This is a genomic window from Mesorhizobium sp. KR2-14 (assembly GCF_040049255.1).
Classification (GTDB): domain Bacteria; phylum Pseudomonadota; class Alphaproteobacteria; order Rhizobiales; family Rhizobiaceae; genus Pseudaminobacter.
Genome location: NZ_JBDZDR010000006.1, coordinates 1 through 15,555, shown reverse-complemented (window position 1 = coordinate 15,555; position 15,555 = coordinate 1). Strand labels below are relative to the sequence as shown.

The window sequence follows — 15,555 nt, the reverse complement described above, 5'->3', positions numbered from 1 at the left end:
GTCCTCGGAGCATGATGGATGTCGAACGACCCGCTTCTGCAGCCATATCGGCTGAAGCATCTCACCCTGAAAAACCGGATCATGACCACCTCGCACGAGCCTGCCTATCCGGAGGACGGCATGCCCAAGGCGCGCTACCGCGCCTATCACGCCGAGCGGGCCAAGGCCGGCATCGCGCTGACCATGACCGCTGGTTCGGCCTCGGTCGCGCGCGACAGCCCGCCGGTTTTCAACAACGTGCTTGCCTACAAGGACGAGGTGGTGCCGTGGATGAAGGACGTGGTCGACGCCTGCCATGAGCATGGCGCGGCGGTGATGATCCAGCTCACCCATCTCGGCCGGCGCACCCGCTGGGACAAGGCCGACTGGCTGCCCGTGGTCTCGCCCTCGCACCGGCGTGAGGCCGCGCACCGAGCCTTTCCCAAGAAGCTCGAGGAATGGGACATCGAGCGCATCATAAAGGACTATGCCGACGCCGCCGAGCGCATGAAGGCGGCCGGCCTCGACGGCATCGAGCTGCAGGCCTACGGCCATCTGATGGACCAGTTCTGGTCGCCGCTCACCAACGACCTCGACGGCCCCTATGGCGGCTCGCTCGACAACCGCCTGCGCTTCACCTTCGACGTGCTGGCCGCCGTGCGCGAGCGCGTCGGGCCGGAATTCATCGTCGGCGTCCGCTACACCGCCGACGAGGATCTCGAGGGCGGCCTGACGCGTGAAGACGGTCTGGAGATTTCCCGCCGCTTCAAGTCGTCCGGCATGGTCGACTTCCTCAACATCATCCGTGGCCACATCGACACCGATGCCGGCCTCACCGACGTCATTCCCATCCAGGGCATGCCCAGCGCGCCGCATCTCGACTTCGCCGGCGAGGTGCGCACTGAGACCGGCATGCCCACCTTCCACGCCGCGCGCATCCCCGACGTGGCGACGGCGCGCCACGCCATCGCCTCGGGCAAGCTCGACATGGTCGGCATGACGCGGGCGCACATGACCGACCCGCACATCGTGCGCAAGATCATGGAAGGCCGCGAGGACGACATTCGCCCTTGCGTGGGCGCCAATTACTGCCTCGACCGCATCTATCAGGGCGGCTCGGCCTATTGCATCCACAATCCCGCCACCGGCCGCGAGCTGACCATGCCGCACGACATTCCGGCCGCCGAGGTCAGGCGCAAGGTGGTGATCGTCGGGGCGGGCCCGGCCGGGCTGGAGGCCGCGCGCGTCTCGGCCGAACGCGGCCACGAGGTGGTGGTGTTCGAGGCTTCCCCGCACCATGGCGGCCAGGTGCGGCTCACCGCCCGCACCCAGCGCCGGCAGGAGATGATCGGCATCGTCGACTGGCGCATGGCACAGTGCACGGCCAAGGGCGTCACCTTCCGCTTCAGCACATGGGCCGAGGCCGACGACGTTCTGGCCGAAAAGCCGGACGTGGTCATCATCGCCACCGGCGGCTATCCGCATACCGAGGTTCTTTCGGAGGGCAACGATCTCGTCGTCTCCACCTGGGACATCCTCTCCGGCGACGTGAAGCCGGGCTCGAACGTGCTGCTGTTCGACGATGCGGGCGACAATGCCGCGCTGCAGGCCGCCGAGGTGATCGCCAGGTCCGGCGCAAAGCTGGAGGTCATGACCCCCGACCGCGCCTTCGCGCCCGAGGTCATGGCGATGAACCTTGTGCCCTATATGCGCAGCCTGCAGAAGCTCGACGTCACCTTCACCGTCACTTTCCGCCTCGACAAGGTCGTCAGGGACGGCAACGAGCTGGTCGCCTCCATCGGCAGCGATTATGGCGGCGTGGACAAGGAGCGCCGGGTGGATCAGGTCGTGGTCAATCACGGCACCATCCCCATGGACGACCTCTATTTCGCGCTGAAGCCGCAATCGAGCAACCGCGGCGCGGTCGACTACAAGCGCCTCATCGCCGGCGAACCGCAGCAGGTGGCGGGCGAGGGGTTCCAGCTCTTCCGCATCGGCGACGCGGTCTCGGCACGCAACACGCATGCGGCGATCTATGATGCGCTGAGGCTGGCCAAGGATATTTGACTCCCAAGACGGGTCGGGCAGCCTTTGGCGCCCGGCCCGCCGCAGCCTGCTCAGCCGCGTGCCGACGGCGCTTCCGCAACCGGCCGGGCCGCCTTGCCCAGACTTCTCACATCGGCTTTCCGGCCTCCGCCGCCGGCAAGCCGCATCGCGTTTGCCACCACCACCAGCGATGAAGCGGACATGGCGATGGCCGCGACCAGCGGCGTGACATGGCCCAGCACCGCCACGGGTATGGCCAAGGCGTTGTAGGCTGCGGCAAATGCAAAATTCTGGCGCACCAGCGAGCCCGCCTTGCGCGAAACCGCGATCGCCTCCGGCACCGCCGTCAGGCTCTCATGCAGGAACACGAAGTCGGCCGCGTTGCGGCCTATGTCGGCGGCGGTGGCCGGGGCCATGGAAACATCGGCCGCCGCCAGTGCCGGTGCGTCGTTGAGGCCGTCGCCGACCATCAGCACCTTGCGCCCCGCCTGGCGCAATTGCTCGATGCGGGCGACCTTCTGTGACGGCAGAAGGCCGGCCTCGAACCGCTCGATGGCCAGCGCCTCCGCCATTGCCGCGACCGCGCCGCGCCGGTCGCCCGAAAGGATTTCCAGTTGCAGCCCCTGCCGCCGCAGGCCGGAAATCGCCGTCTGCGCCCCCTTGCGCAGGCTGTCGCGGAACAGGAAACGGGCGATCGCAGTTCCGTCGCGAGAAAGCACCGAGGCGCTGTCCGCGTCGCCCCGGCTTTCGTTGCCACCCGTCGCCCAGTCTTCCCGGCCGAGGCGATAGATGTTTTCTCCCATGGTGCCTTCCAGCCCGAGGCCGGGAAGTTCGCGGATCGTGTCGAAGGCCCGCGCCTCCAGCCGCCTTGCCTGCGCGCCGGCAAGTATGGCGACCGCGAAAGGGTGCCGTGAATTGGCGGCGAGGCCGGCCGCGGCTGCAAGCGCATCGGGCTCCAGCGCTTCGGCCCCTGTCAGCCGCGGCTTGCCGGCGGTCAGGGTTCCGGTCTTGTCGAACACGACTACGTCGGCCCGCTCCAGCCGCTCCAGCGCCGCGCCATCCTTGACCATGATGCCGCCTTCGTAGAGGCGCCGCGCGGCCATGACCTGCACGATGGGCACGGCCAGCCCCAGCGCGCAGGGGCAGGTGATGATCAGCACCGCAATGGCGATGGTGGCGGCGGAATGCCAGTCGCCGCCCGCCGCCAGCCGCACCGCAAAGGTCGCCAGCGCAATCGTGTGCACCACCGGCGCATAGAGCGCAGCCGCGCGGTCGGCCAGGCGGCGATAGCGGGCGCGGCCGCCTTCGGCCGCCTCCATCAGGCGTATCATCTCGGCCAGGAAGGAGTTTTGCGCGCTTGCCGTGGCCGTCACCGCCAGCGGGCCGGTTAGGTTGAGCAGCCCCGCCTGCACCGCCATGCCGCGCTCGAAACGGCGCGGCGCGGCTTCACCGGTCACCAGAGAGCAGTCGAGTTCGGAACGGCCTTCCTTGACGATGCCGTCCAGAGGAACCCTGTCGCCCGGCGCCACCAGCACCGTTTGGCCGGGCTCAATGTTTTCCACCGGCAGGTAATGCTGCGCGCCGTCGCCGGCCAGAATGGTCGCGCCGCGCGGCGCAAGGCGAGCCAGCCCCGCCACGGCCGAGCGCGCCCTCTCGCGCATGACATGGTCGAGCGTGCGGCCCACAAGCAGGAAGAACAGCAACGTTGTAGCCGCGTCGAAATAGGCGTAGCGGGCGTCTTGGATCGTGTCGTAAAGGCTGAGGCCGAAGGCCAGGATGACGCCGACCGAGATCGGAACGTCCATGTTGGTGCGCCCGCGCCGCAGCGCCGACCATGCCGAGGCATAGAACACCCGCCCCGAATAGATGATCGCCGGCAGCGCCAGCCCGGCGGAAATCCAGTGGAAGAAATGCCGCGTGGCTTCGTCGGCGCCCGCCCACACCGAAACCGAATAGAGCATGATGTTCATTGCCGAAAAACCGGCGACGGCCAGCGCCCTGACGAGGCGGCCAAGCTCGGGGTCCTTCGCGCCGGCCTCCGCCCCGAAGGGAAAGGCCTCGTAGCCCATGGCGCCCAGCGTGCCGATCAGGTCGGGCGGGCGGCCCTCCTTCGGCGTCCAGTCCACCGTCAGGCGCCGCGTGGAAAGGTTGACGCGGGCGCGTGCCACGCCGGGCAGTCCGCGCGCCGCTTTCTCGACCCTCGCGATGCAGGCCGCGCAATGCACTCCGGGCACCGAAAGTTCGCTCTGCCAGGTGCCGCCGCCGAGGTCGCGGCTGGCGAGCAGCAGTTCCTCCGCGCCTGCGGCCGCGCTGCCGGCTTGCACGGCCGGTGTCGCCTTCACGTCGGGGGCGTGGCAGCTCATCCCGGCTTCCCGCGCGTTCACAGTCAACGAATGGCCTTGTAGGCGTGCCAGGTGGCGTGCCCCAGAAGCGGAAACACCACGATCAGCCCCATCATGGCAGGCAGCAGCGCTACAACCGTCAGCACCAGCACGATCGTGCCCCATACGATCATCACCGGCAGGTTGTTCCACACCAGCGAGATGCTCGTGCCCATGGCGGTGAAGGCGTCCGTGCGCTCGTTGAGCAGCATCGGCACCGAAAAGGCGCTGATGGCGAAGGAAAAGGCCGCGAACAAGCCGCCAACCACCGTGCCGGTCACCAGCATCGCCCAGCCGATGCCGGTGGTGAACAGCATCGGCGCAATGTGGTCGATCCCGGGGAAGGGGCGCAAGCCGAAGAACAGCGCATAGATGATGACGGCCGCCCGCATCCAGAGCAGCATCAGCCCGCACATGATGACCCCGGTGAACAGCACCTGAGCGCCGGATTTGGGACGCACGAAGAGCATGTTGCGCAGCGACACGGGTTCGCCCGCCTCGAGCCTGCGGCTTTTCTCGTAGAGGCCGATCGCGATCAGCGGGCCCACCACCATGAAGCCGGCCAGCGCGGGAAACAGTATGTAGTCGAGCTCCAGGGAGAATAGCCCGGCCACGATCAGCGCCGAGACCGCGAACACCGCCAGGCCATAGGCCAGGCTTGCGCCTGCATCGGGGATGAGATCCCGCCAGCCGGCGTGCAGCCAGCCGAAGGCGGCCGTGGCCGGCAGGCCCTTGTTGCGCGTCGGTGGCGTTGCGGCCACTTGCCCATGGGCCAGATCAGCAGTTCCCATAGCGATGGTCCTTTCCGTCTGCTCCTTTGCCCTTCATGTCGCCGGCCTCAGCATGCCGGGCTCGCCGCTCGGTAGGCCGAACCGGGCTTCCCGGAACCGGCCTGCTTCGAATGCGGCACGCAGTCCGGCTGCGATTTCACCGCGACATAGACAAGGTGCGCATTCGCAGCCAACAGCGCCGCGGCGCCGGCGGCAACCAGCAGCAGGGTCACGCGCCGTGCCCGCCCTCGCGGCATCGGGGCCGTCGCGGCGGTCACGACCGTTGCTCCGGCAGCGACAGCACATAGAGCGTCAGGATCTTGCGCTGCGCGTCCGACAGCCGGTCCTGCCAGCTTGGCATGTGCCCCTGGCGGCCGCCATAGACAGAGGCGGTGATGGATTGGCGGTCGCCGCCATAGATCCACACCGGGTCCGTCAGGTTGGGTGCGCCCATGTCGTGATTGCCCTTGGCGTCGCCGCCGTGGCAGGCGACGCAATTGGCCTGGAACACCTCCTTGCCGCGCGCCACTTTTTCGGGCGTGATCCCGATATTGTCGGTCGACCCGCCGAGCGAGCGTACATAGGCGACGACATCGTCGATCTGACCCACATTGAGCACCCCGTCGCGGCCGAAGGCCGGCATCTGCGAGGTCCGGGTCTCCGCATTGGCGGAATTGATGCCCGCAGTCAGGGTCTGGTAGATCGTCTGCGGGTCGCCGCCCCACAGCCAGGCCGCGGCCTTGAGGTTGGGAAAGCCCTTGCCGCCGGTGCCGTTAATGCCGTGGCACACCGCGCAGTTGTCGCCGAACAGGGTCTTGCCGGTCTCGTGCACGATCTGCATCAGGGCGGGGTTGGCCTGGATGGCGGCGAAGTCATCGCTTGCGATCTGCTTCATCCAGCCCTCCCGTTGGGCTGCGGCGTGTTCGAGCTGGGTCTGCACGACGTGTTTCTGGTCGATGCCCAGCAGCCCCTTGGTGTAGGTGCTCCCCAGCGGCCAGGAGGGCATGAGGATCCAGTAGACGATGGAAAAGATCGTCGTCACCACCAGGAAGAAGATCACCACCCGCGGAACCGGCGTGTTGAGCTCGGTTATGCCGTTCCAGTCATGACCCGTGGTCATGCGGCCGGTGACAGGATCGCGCTCGCCTACTTCTTCCATGGCTCGTCGTCCTCGTCGAGTATGCTCTTCTTCGCGTCGTCGAAGCGCTTCTTGTTTGAGGGCCAGAAGACATAGACAAGCACGCCGACCGCCATGATGATGAAATAGATCAGCCCCCAGCTCGTGACGAAGGAGACGACGGAATCGTGGTCGAAGCTCATTGCCCCACCTCCGTCGCCTGCGCACCCTCCTGCTTGTAGGCGGCGTCGGTCAGGCGCCCCAGTATCTGCAGATACGCCACCACCGCGTCCATTTCGGTGAGGCCGCCAGGATTGCCGTCGAAGGTGCGTATCTGGGTTGCCTCGCCATAGCGCTGGGAAACGCCGGCGGCCAGGCTGCTGTCGGGCGCTGCCTGGCCGCGTGCGTCGTTTGGCGCATTGGCGATCATCTCGTCGGTATAGGGCACGCCCACGTCGCGCAGGGCGGCAAGATGCAGGCCGAGGTCGTCCACATAGAGCGTGTTGCTCGCCAGCCAGCCATATTTCGGCATCACCGATTGCGGCACCACGTTGCGCGGGTTGATAAGATGCGCCACGTGCCACTCGTCGGAATATTTGTCGCCAACGCGCGCAAGGTCGGGGCCGGTGCGCTTGGAACCCCACAGCATCGGGTGGTCGTATTGCGACTCCACGGCCAGCGAATAGGGGCCGTAGCGCTCCACCTCATCGCGCAGGGTGCGGATCATCTGGCTGTGGCAGGCGTAGCAGCCTTCGCGGATGTAGATGTTGCGCCCGGCCACTTCCAGCGGCGTGTAGACGCGCATGTCGGGCGCCTTCTCCACGGTTCCCTTGATGGTGAACAGCGGCGCGATCTCGATGAGGCCGCCGATGCTGGCGACCACCACGATGGCCAGCACGAAGCCCATCGTGCTGCGTTCGAGCTTGCGGTGGAAGAATTCGGGCATCTCGCTACTCCGCCGGCCTGGCCGCGAAGGTAGGAACCGGCAAGTCCGGTTCCGCCGCCTCGGCTTGCCTGGGCGCCGTGCGTATGGTCATCCAGACATTGTATGCCCCCACCACCGCCCCGATCAGGAACAGCAGGCCGCCGACGGTTCGGGCGATGTAGTAGGGGTGCATGGCCTCCACCGACTCGATGAAGGAGTAGGTCAGGGTGCCGCTTTCATTGTAGGTCCGCCACATCAGCCCCTGGATGATGCCGGAGTTCCACATGGCAAAGACGTAGATGATGGTGCCGGCCAGCGCGAACCAGAAATGCACCTCCACCAGCCGTGCCGAATACATGTGCTCGCGCTTCCACATCCACGGCACCAGGCTGTAGATCGCGCCGAAGGTGATCATCGCCACCCAGCCGAGCGCGCCGGCATGCACATGGGCGACGGTCCAGTCCGTGTAGTGCGACAGCGAATTCACCGGGCGGATCGCCATGAACGACCCCTCGAAGGTGGAGAGCCCGTAGAACACCGCGGCCACCATCATGAAGCGCAGCGTCGCGTCGGTGCGGACCTTGTCCCAGGCGCCGTTCAGCGTGGCCAGTGCATTGCCCGCCGAGGCCCAGGAAGGCACCAGCAGGATCACCGAGAAGGTCATGCCCAGCGACTGCACCCATTGCGGCAGGGCGGTGTAGTGCAGGTGGTGCGGGCCCGCCCACATGTAGATGAAGGTGATGCCCCAGAAGCTGATGATGGACAGCCGGTAGGAGAAGATCGGCCGGCCGGCGCGCTTGGGCAGGTAGTAGTAGAGCATGCCCAGGAAGCCGGCGGTGAGGAAGAAGGCCACCGCGTTGTGGCCGTACCACCACTGCGTCATCGCATCCTGTACGCCTGAGAAGGCCGAATAGCTCTTGGCATGCGCGAGCGACACCGGGACCGCAATGTTGTTGAACACATGCAGTATCGCCACCACCAGGATGAAGGCCATGTAATACCAGTTGGCCACATAGATGTGCGGCTCCTTGCGCCGCGCCAGCGTGCGCACATAGATCGCCAGATAGGTCACCCACACGATCACCAGCCAGATGTCGGCATACCATTCCGGCTCGGCATATTCCTTCGACTGGGTCACCCCCATCAGGTAGCCGGTCACCGCGATGATGCAGAACAGATTGTAGCCGAACAGCACGAACCAGGGGCTGACCTGGCCGGGCAGCCGCGCGCGCGAGGTGCGCTGCAGCACGTGCAGCGAGGTGGCGATCAGCGCATTGCCGCCGAAGCCGAAGATCACGCCCGTGGTGTGCGCCGGGCGCAGCCGGCCGAAGCTTGCCCAGCCAGCGTCGAAAGTCAGGTCGGGCCAGGCCAGCAGGGCGGCCACCCAGACGCCCAGGAACATGCCCACCACGGCCCAGGCCATGGTCAGCACGATGCCGACCTTTATCGGGTCGTCATAATAGTGGGACAGGCGTTCCGGGGAGGGTTCGGGTTCGTAGTAGCCGGAAAGCACCACGAAGATCATCCCCACGCTGGCCAGCAAGGCGATCGCGCCATGCACGCCGATCGGGTCGCTTCGGCCTGTGGCCGCCAGCGCCAGCCCGACAATGGCGACTGCCGCCAGGAGATACAGGCATAACCGACGTTCTGCGACTGTGAGCTGGGCGACCATGGACTTGCTACCCTCCTCCTGTGAAGCAAAAGGTCAGTCAGCCGAAGTAATAACGTTATCCTTTCCGGGACGGATGTCCAGAAGCCGTGCGAGTATATCGATGTTTGCTGTCAGGTCGGCGAGGCTGTATTTGTCGAAGACGGCCAGATAGGCGTCCAGCGCTTCGCGCACCACGTCCTTCAGCCGGCAGGCGGGTGTAATGACACAGTGCCCGCCGTCGGTCTTCAGGCATTCCACCAGCGCGAAATCGTCCTCCATCCGCCGTACCAGGCGGCCGAGGTTGATCCTTTCCGGCGGGCAGGCCAGCGCAATGCCGCCGGTGCGGCCGCGGGTGGTTTCCACCAGGCCCATGTTCTTCAGGTTCAGCGCCACCTTGAGCAGGTGGTTGCGCGACAGCCCGTAGGCGTCGGCCACGTCGCTCACCGTGCAGGCGTCGCCGGAACGGGTCGCCAGATAGATCAGCATGCGCAGGGCATAGTCGGTGTGCTGCGTCATGCGCATGTTGCGCTCACTCTCCCTCGCCGTTCGCGGCGGCGGCTGCGGGCGACGTTGTGCCCAGCGCGCGCGGCAGGTGGAAGAACATGGCAAGCTGCAGGCTCCGGGCGATCCGCTCGGCGCGATCGACGAACACCGCTGCCACCTCAGGCTCGCAAAGCTCGCGCGCGGTCTCGCGGAAATGGCCGAGCCAGATCGCGAAGTCTTCTTCCTTCACCATCTTCAGCTTGAGATGCGCCGGTACAGGGCGGCCGTGATAGGTGCCGGTCTTCAGGATCACCGAGCACCAGAAGTCGGTCATCTTTTCCAGATGCGGCTCCCAGTCGTCGGCGATTACCCGCTCGAAGATCGGGCCGAGGCGGGTATCGCGCCGCACCTTGACGTAGAAGGCGCGCACCAGGCGCCCGATGAAGTCGCGGTCCACCTGCGGGTGCGAGAGGGGAGTTTCTGCGACCGGACGAACGCTTTCGACAAAGGCCATGTCGTGCCCCTAAAGTGGTAAATCAGATGCCACTTTATCGGCGTGAGGTCTGCCGCGCAAGCAGCGGAAATGTCGCAGGCCTTACCGCGGGAATTGCGCCGTCGTCGCTTCAGCCGGCTGCCAGCCTGTGCGCACCGCCAAAGCCGGCGAGGAAAGAGGTGAGATTGTCGGAAAGCGCGTCGCACAGATAGCCGCCTTCCTGCACGATCACCGTGGGCAGGCCGAGCCCGGCGACCGCTTCGGCAATGCGCGCGAAGCCCTGCGTCGTCACCGAAAGCCCGCCGAACGGGTCGCCCTCGAAGGCGTCGAGGCCCAGCGCCACCACCAGCGCCTCGGGAGCGAAGGCGCGGATGCGCTGCAGGCCCTTGTCCAGCGCCGCCAGAAACTCCGCGTCGGCGGATTTGCGCGCCAGGGGCAGGTTGAGGTTGTAGCCGAGACCCGGGCCTTCTCCGCGCTCGTCCGCATGCCCCCAGAAGAAGGGATAGAAGCGCACCGGGTCGGCATGGATCGACACCGTCAGCACATCGGGCCGGGCATAGAAGATGCCTTGCGTGCCGTTGCCGTGGTGCAGGTCCACGTCGAGGATCGCCACCCGCGCCGCGGTCTTGCGCAGGCGCTGGGCGGCAACCGCCGAATTGTTGATGAAGCAGAAGCCGCCGGCGACATCGGCAAAAGCGTGGTGGCCGGGCGGGCGGCACAGCGCATAGGCCGCCGGCTCGCCCGAAAGAACGGCCTCTGCCGCTTCCACCGCGCTCCATGCGCTCCACAGCGAGCTTTCCCAGGTCTCGGCCGAGATCGGGCAGGAGGTGTCGGCCATGTGGTAGCCGGCCTGGCCGACGGCAGATGCCGGATAGCTGCCGCCGCGCGCGATGGGATGGATGTTGGGAATGACCTCTTCCGAGGCCTCGGCAATGCGCTGCCAGCGCGCATGGATGTGCTCGAGGAAATCCAGATATTCGGGCGTGTGCACGGCGGCGATCGGGCCCAGCCCATGCTCGCGCGGCCGCACGATCTCGCAGCCTGCCGCGCGCGCCCCGGCAAGCAGGCGCTCCACGCGCTCCGGCTGTTCCGGGTTGGGTTTCGGCGCCCCGCTGGAAAGAAAGCCCTTGGGATCGTGGCGCTTCTGTTCGTCGGCGTAGAAGGCTTTCATGGGAACTCCTCGTTCAATTTCCGTCATTGCGCGCCAGCGCCAGAAACGCCTCGCCATAGGCGCCGTGCTCGCGGTCGCTGTCGAGCCAGCCAATGCCGAGCCTTTCGTAAAAGCCTTGCGCGGAAACGTTGTCGACATCGACGGCCAGCCGCAGATAGACGCCCCCGCGCTGGCGCGACCAGCCCGCCGTGGCGCGCAGCAGCTTTTCGCCTACCTTCTTGCCGCGGAACCGCTCGTCGACATAGAGGTCCTGCACATAGACGCCGGGCCGCCCGAGCCAGGTCGAGAAGATCGGGAAGAACAGGCAGAGCCCCGCAAACGTGCCGTCCACTTCCGCAATCAGGCTCCGGAACGCCGCGTCCGGCCCGAAGCCGAAGCGCCGGAAATCGTCGGCCGTGCTGGCGATCTTTTGCTCGAGGCCGGTGAAGCGCCCGAGTTGCAGGATCGCCTCGTGCATCGCCTCCGCGTCGGCAGGCTCGCCCGGCCTGATGGTGATTTTGCGGGGAGGGGTCATGGCAATTCCTTGAGGGCGTGTTGCGAAACACCCCCCTCTGGCCTGCCGGCCATCTCCCCCACAAGGGCTGGAAAATTGGGCTGGAAATTACCCCCACCCCTAACCCCTCCCCACAAGGGGGAGGGGAACCTTGTTGCGCGGCTGCTCAGCATCGGCCGTCACCGTCCTGGATGGCAATGGCGACGACATCGTCCCCCTCCCCCTTGTGGGGAGGGGGCAGGGGTGGGGGTGAAAAGCAAATCGAGCTCATCAAAACGCCACCCGGTCGCCGCCCTTCAGCTCCAGCATCTCGCGCGCTTCGGCGGGCGTGGCGACTTCCAGCGACAGCGCCTCCAGCACCTTTCTAATGCGGCGCACCTGGTCGGCGTTGGAGCGTGCAAGCTGGCCGCGCCCGTCATAGAGGCTGTCCTCCAACCCGACGCGGACATTGCCGCCCATGGCGGCGGCCATGGTTATCATCGGCATCTGGTGGCGGCCGGCGGCCAGCACCGAAAAGCTGTAGCCGTCGCCGAACAGCTTGTCGGCAATGCGCTTCATGTGGGTCAGGTTGTCGGGGTCGGCGCCGATGCCCCCCAGCACGCCGAACACGAACTGGATGAACAGGTGCCCGCTCACCAGGCCGCGGTCGCGCAAATGCGCCAGCGAATAAAGGTGGCCGACATCGTAGCACTCGAACTCGAAGCGCGTGCCGCAGCCGCGCCCCAGCCGTTCGAGAATGTGTTCCATGTCGGCGAAGGTGTTCTTGAACAGCGTGCTGCGCGTGGCCTCCAGCAGCTTCGGCTCCCACTCGTGCTGCCATTCAGTCGGCTTGTCTAGGGCAGGGAACAGAGCGAAATTCATCGAGCCCATGTTGAGCGAGCACATTTCCGGCTCGGCGCGCAGCGAAATGGCGAGGCGATCATCCAGCGTCATCAGCGAGGAGCCGCCGGTGGAGATGTTCACCACCGCGTCGGTCGCCTGCTTGATGCGCGGCAGGAACTGCATGAACACGTCCGCATCGGCCGTTGGCCGGCCGTCCTTCGGGTCGCGCGCATGCAGGTGCAGGATGGAGGCGCCGGCCTCCGCCGCCGCGATCGCCTCGGCAGCGATCTGGTCGGGCGTGATGGGCAGATAGGGCGACATGGTCGGCGTGTGGACTGAGCCGGTGACCGCGCAGGTGATGATGACCTTGCGGCGCGTCGATCTGGTGGAAGCCATTTTCTGTTCTCAGCCGTTGACGGGAAGATCGAGTTCGGCGGCAAGCGCTTCCAGCGAATCCGCCAGAATGTCGACCATCTCGCCCACCTGCGCGGCATCGATGATCAGCGGCGGCGCCAGTATGAAGTTGTCGCCCTCGATGCCGTCGCCGCGGATGCGCCGCGAATAGACGATCATGCCGCGCTGGTAGGCGTGGTCGAGAAGCCTCTGGTTGGCGTTCAGCGCCTTCGGCAAGGGCGCGAAGGTTTCGGGGTCGGCCACCAGGTCGGCGCCGATCAGCAGCCCCTTGCCGCGCACGCCGGCAACGAAGGGAAAGCGCTGCGCCAGCCCTTCCAGCTCCTGCTTCAGAAGCTCGCCCATGGCGGCGGCGTTTTCCACGCAGCCGAGACGCTCCATCTCTTCCAGCACCGCCAGGCCGGCAGCGCAGGACAGCGGGTTGCCAGCATAGGTGTAGCCGTGCTGGAAGCCGCCCATGTCGAGCACCGGCTTCACCAGCCGCCGCGAAGCGGCCATCGCGCCGAGCGGCGCATAGCCCGAGCCGATGCCCTTCGACATCGTGACGATGTCCGGCCGGCATTGCCAGTGGTCGCCGCCGAGATACCTGCCGGTGCGGCCCGCACCCGTCATCACCTCGTCATGGATCAGCAGGATACCGTATTTGTCGCAGATTTCGCGGATGCGCTTGAAATAGCTGTCCGGCGGCACCAGTGCGGCGGTCGCCGCGCCGCCTATGGGCTCCATGATGAAGGCGAGCACCGTTTCGGGCCCCTCGGCCAGGATCCTCTCTTCCAGCATGTCGGCATAGCGCAGGCCGCGCTCTTCCATCGAAAGGTTGTCGCGGTCGCGATAGGCGGTAGGCGCCGGCACGGTCGGCATGTCGCGAATCTGCGGCGCAAAGGTTTCGGTCAGCGCCAGGTCGCCCGTCACCGCCAGCGCGCCCACAGTGCCGCCGTGGTAGGAGGGAAACCGCGCTACGACCTTCCAGCGCTTGGGCTGGCCGGTGGCGACCGCCCATTGCCGCGCAAGCTTGATGGCCGATTCCACCGCTTCGGAACCGCCGGAAACGAAGAAGATGCGGTCGAGGTCGCCCGGCATCTTCTGCGCCATGCGCAGGGCCAGTTCCTCGGCGGCCTCGTTCTCGAAATGCAGGCGGTAGGCGAAGGTCACCCGCTCCATCTGCCGCTTCATGGCGTCGAGGACGTTGCGGTTGCCATGGCCGACATTGACCACCATGGCGCCGCTGGCGCCGTCGATCATGCGCCGGCCCTGGCTGTCCCACAGGTAGATGCCTTCGGCGCGGTCGACCAGCGGTCGGCGCAGCCGCGTCATGTAGAACAGGTTCGAGGCCGGTCGCTCGGCTTCCGCAGCATAGGCAAAGGGCAGGCTGGCAGCCTCAGGCATTGGATGTCCTATCAACTGGTTGGTCGGAATTGGCGGGCAGGGCGGTGCGGCAAGGCGGCGGCCCGTCCCCCGCCGCAGGGGCGTTCGCGCCGCGCAGGGTCATGCTCGTTCCGCAATTGCGCGTCGCACGCTCCACCGCCGCCTCGCCTCGTTGCCCCCAGCATTGCGGATGCGCGGCCGGCACGCATCCGCAGGCAGGATTGCCTTTGTCGGGTCATTGCGCAAATAGATAATGGAAATAGGGAGCATAGATTTTGGGAATGACCTCGCCGCGGTCGCAAAAGCTGGTCTGGGAGCTGGACTGGAACCTGCTGCGCACCTTCGTCGTGATTGCCGAGGTCAAGAGCATCACCCGCGCGGCCGAGCGTCTCAACCTCAAGCAGCCCACCGTCAGCAATGCCCTGCGCCGGCTGGAAGAACGCATCGGCCAAAGGCTGGTGGAGCGCGCAGCCAACCGCTTCGAGCTTACCGAGGTCGGCCGCCTGGTCTACGAGCAGGGCATAGAGGCGTTCGGCGCCATCTCGCAGCTGCCCGTTCTGGTGCGCGGCGCCGGCGAGGACGTCACCGGCCATGTCGCCATCGCGGTCGCCAGCCACATCGTCTCGCCGCTGTTCGACCGCGCGCTGGCCGAGTTCCGGCTCAACTATCCGCGCGCCAGCATCGCCATCACGGTTGCCCCAAGCGCGGAGGTGGCCAGGCAGGTGCGCGAGCGGCGCGCCTCCTTCGGCCTGTGCCTGGTCAGCGAGCGCGACCCCGCGCTCGACTACACCATGGTCTATCGCGAGTTCTTCGGCTTCTTCTGCGGGCCCGGCCACCGGCTCTACGGCCGCACCGGCCTGGCGTTGCCCGACCTCAAGGGCGAGCCTTCGGTTTCCTTCCACACCGACCACATCGCCGACGCGCTGCGGCCGGTGGCGCTGCTGCGCAGTGAAGCCATGCTGGACGCCAGCGTGGTCGGCGTCTCGTCCAGCCTGGAGGAGGTGCGGCGCATGATCGTCGCCGGGCTGGGCATCGGCCCGCTGCCGGTGCATGTGGCGCGCCGCGACGTGGCCGACGGGCTGCTGTGGCGGCTGCCGCCTTACGAGACGCCGCCGGCCATCGACATCTTCCTGCTCGTCAACCCTGAAAAGACGACGAACCGCGCCGAAGCAGCACTGCTCTCCGGCCTGCAGAAGCTGATAGCCGATACACCGCTGGAAGAGCGCACCTACGACCGTTGAGCTGCGCCTGCAGTCGATGGCTCTCTGAAGTCGCGGACCGCTTCAAAGTCGCAGTTCAAGATAGAACGCACCCGGCTACAGCCGATGTGGCGGCCATGTTGAAATGTCCGCCGACGAGCAAAATAGAAATGTCACTTTGACCCGCCACACGGCACGACGACCAGCCCCGATCTGACCGGCTGGTCCGGGTTGCAAGGCAGATCGGGG

Annotated in this window: 15 protein-coding genes; 2 read left to right on the top strand and 13 right to left on the bottom strand. The window is 66.5% G+C overall.

Going from position 1 to position 15,555, the window contains the following annotated elements:
* Positions 1-18: 18 nt before the first annotated feature.
* Positions 19-2,046, top strand: a complete 2,028-nt coding sequence (locus ABLE86_RS15930) for an NADH:flavin oxidoreductase (protein WP_348779948.1) — start codon at positions 19-21, stop codon at positions 2,044-2,046.
* 50 nt (positions 2,047-2,096) lie between these two features.
* Here ABLE86_RS15930 and ABLE86_RS15925 read toward each other — a convergent pair whose 3' ends face one another.
* The 13 genes from ABLE86_RS15925 to ABLE86_RS15865 all read right to left on the bottom strand — a co-directional run bounded on the left by ABLE86_RS15925 (position 2,097) and on the right by ABLE86_RS15865 (position 14,128).
* Complete coding sequence (locus tag ABLE86_RS15925) at positions 2,097-4,388, bottom strand: heavy metal translocating P-type ATPase (protein ID WP_348779947.1); 2,292 nt, start codon at positions 4,386-4,388, stop codon at positions 2,097-2,099.
* Between the two features lie 23 nt (positions 4,389-4,411).
* Positions 4,412-5,197 carry a DUF2189 domain-containing protein gene (locus tag ABLE86_RS15920; protein WP_348779946.1) on the bottom strand — a complete coding sequence of 262 codons (786 nt, stop codon included), beginning with the start codon at positions 5,195-5,197 and terminating at the stop codon, positions 4,412-4,414.
* Positions 5,198-5,244: 47 nt separating this feature from the next.
* Positions 5,245-5,409 carry a hypothetical protein gene (locus tag ABLE86_RS15915; protein ID WP_348779945.1) on the bottom strand — a complete coding sequence of 55 codons (165 nt, stop codon included), beginning with the start codon at positions 5,407-5,409 and terminating at the stop codon, positions 5,245-5,247.
* A gap of 41 nt (positions 5,410-5,450) precedes the next feature.
* Entirely contained in the window at positions 5,451-6,335 is an 885-nt protein-coding gene (gene ccoP / locus ABLE86_RS15910; RefSeq protein ID WP_348779944.1) for a cytochrome-c oxidase, cbb3-type subunit III, read from the bottom strand.
* Positions 6,323-6,496 (bottom strand): cbb3-type cytochrome c oxidase subunit 3, encoded by a 174-nt coding sequence (locus ABLE86_RS15905; RefSeq protein ID WP_348779943.1) that lies wholly within the window; start codon positions 6,494-6,496, stop codon positions 6,323-6,325. Before ABLE86_RS15905 ends, ccoP begins: the two co-directional genes overlap by 13 nt.
* A complete protein-coding gene (gene ccoO / locus ABLE86_RS15900; RefSeq protein WP_348779942.1) occupies positions 6,493-7,239 on the bottom strand; it encodes a cytochrome-c oxidase, cbb3-type subunit II in 747 nt (248 codons plus the stop codon). Before ccoO ends, ABLE86_RS15905 begins: the two co-directional genes overlap by 4 nt.
* A 4-nt stretch (positions 7,240-7,243) precedes the next feature.
* A complete protein-coding gene (gene ccoN, locus ABLE86_RS15895) occupies positions 7,244-8,890 on the bottom strand; it encodes a cytochrome-c oxidase, cbb3-type subunit I (RefSeq protein ID WP_348779941.1) in 1,647 nt (548 codons plus the stop codon).
* 33 nt (positions 8,891-8,923) lie between these two features.
* On the bottom strand, positions 8,924-9,391 hold the full coding sequence (locus ABLE86_RS15890; protein ID WP_348779940.1) for an Rrf2 family transcriptional regulator: 468 nt from the start codon (positions 9,389-9,391) through the stop codon (positions 8,924-8,926).
* Positions 9,392-9,398: 7 nt separating this feature from the next.
* Positions 9,399-9,866, bottom strand: a complete 468-nt coding sequence (locus ABLE86_RS15885; RefSeq protein ID WP_348779939.1) for a group III truncated hemoglobin — start codon at positions 9,864-9,866, stop codon at positions 9,399-9,401.
* A 109-nt stretch (positions 9,867-9,975) separates the two neighbouring features.
* Positions 9,976-11,016: a histone deacetylase family protein gene (locus ABLE86_RS15880; protein WP_348779938.1), complete on the bottom strand. Its 1,041-nt coding sequence runs from the start codon at positions 11,014-11,016 to the stop codon at positions 9,976-9,978.
* Positions 11,017-11,029: 13 nt separating this feature from the next.
* The gene (locus tag ABLE86_RS15875) at positions 11,030-11,530 is read right to left on the bottom strand and encodes a GNAT family N-acetyltransferase (protein WP_348779937.1); all 501 of its coding nucleotides are present in this window, start codon (positions 11,528-11,530) and stop codon (positions 11,030-11,032) included.
* A gap of 249 nt (positions 11,531-11,779) precedes the next feature.
* A complete protein-coding gene (locus ABLE86_RS15870; protein ID WP_348779936.1) occupies positions 11,780-12,727 on the bottom strand; it encodes a 3-keto-5-aminohexanoate cleavage protein in 948 nt (315 codons plus the stop codon).
* Positions 12,728-12,736: 9 nt separating this feature from the next.
* Positions 12,737-14,128 (bottom strand): aspartate aminotransferase family protein, encoded by a 1,392-nt coding sequence (locus ABLE86_RS15865; protein ID WP_348779935.1) that lies wholly within the window; start codon positions 14,126-14,128, stop codon positions 12,737-12,739.
* Positions 14,129-14,388: 260 nt separating this feature from the next.
* On the opposite strand from ABLE86_RS15865, the gene ABLE86_RS15860 reads away from it, so the two are divergent.
* The gene (locus ABLE86_RS15860; RefSeq protein WP_348779934.1) at positions 14,389-15,348 is read left to right on the top strand and encodes a LysR family transcriptional regulator; all 960 of its coding nucleotides are present in this window, start codon (positions 14,389-14,391) and stop codon (positions 15,346-15,348) included.
* Positions 15,349-15,555 lie beyond the last annotated feature (207 nt).

What these genes read in the sequence shown, in the direction of transcription:
- ABLE86_RS15930 (WP_348779948.1), top strand. Translation starts at nt 19, where the DNA reads ATGTCGAACGACCCGCTTCTGCAGCCATATCGGCTGAAGCATCTCACC.
- ABLE86_RS15925 (WP_348779947.1), bottom strand. Translation starts at nt 4,388, where the DNA reads ATGAGCTGCCACGCCCCCGACGTGAAGGCGACACCGGCCGTGCAAGCC.
- ABLE86_RS15920 (WP_348779946.1), bottom strand. Translation starts at nt 5,197, where the DNA reads ATGGGAACTGCTGATCTGGCCCATGGGCAAGTGGCCGCAACGCCACCG.
- ccoP (WP_348779944.1), bottom strand. Translation starts at nt 6,335, where the DNA reads ATGGAAGAAGTAGGCGAGCGCGATCCTGTCACCGGCCGCATGACCACG.
- ABLE86_RS15905 (WP_348779943.1), bottom strand. Translation starts at nt 6,496, where the DNA reads ATGAGCTTCGACCACGATTCCGTCGTCTCCTTCGTCACGAGCTGGGGG.
- ccoO (WP_348779942.1), bottom strand. Translation starts at nt 7,239, where the DNA reads ATGCCCGAATTCTTCCACCGCAAGCTCGAACGCAGCACGATGGGCTTC.
- ccoN (WP_348779941.1), bottom strand. Translation starts at nt 8,890, where the DNA reads ATGGTCGCCCAGCTCACAGTCGCAGAACGTCGGTTATGCCTGTATCTC.
- ABLE86_RS15890 (WP_348779940.1), bottom strand. Translation starts at nt 9,391, where the DNA reads ATGCGCATGACGCAGCACACCGACTATGCCCTGCGCATGCTGATCTAT.
- ABLE86_RS15885 (WP_348779939.1), bottom strand. Translation starts at nt 9,866, where the DNA reads ATGGCCTTTGTCGAAAGCGTTCGTCCGGTCGCAGAAACTCCCCTCTCG.
- ABLE86_RS15880 (WP_348779938.1), bottom strand. Translation starts at nt 11,016, where the DNA reads ATGAAAGCCTTCTACGCCGACGAACAGAAGCGCCACGATCCCAAGGGC.
- ABLE86_RS15875 (WP_348779937.1), bottom strand. Translation starts at nt 11,530, where the DNA reads ATGACCCCTCCCCGCAAAATCACCATCAGGCCGGGCGAGCCTGCCGAC.
- ABLE86_RS15870 (WP_348779936.1), bottom strand. Translation starts at nt 12,727, where the DNA reads ATGGCTTCCACCAGATCGACGCGCCGCAAGGTCATCATCACCTGCGCG.
- ABLE86_RS15865 (WP_348779935.1), bottom strand. Translation starts at nt 14,128, where the DNA reads ATGCCTGAGGCTGCCAGCCTGCCCTTTGCCTATGCTGCGGAAGCCGAG.
- ABLE86_RS15860 (WP_348779934.1), top strand. Translation starts at nt 14,389, where the DNA reads ATGACCTCGCCGCGGTCGCAAAAGCTGGTCTGGGAGCTGGACTGGAAC.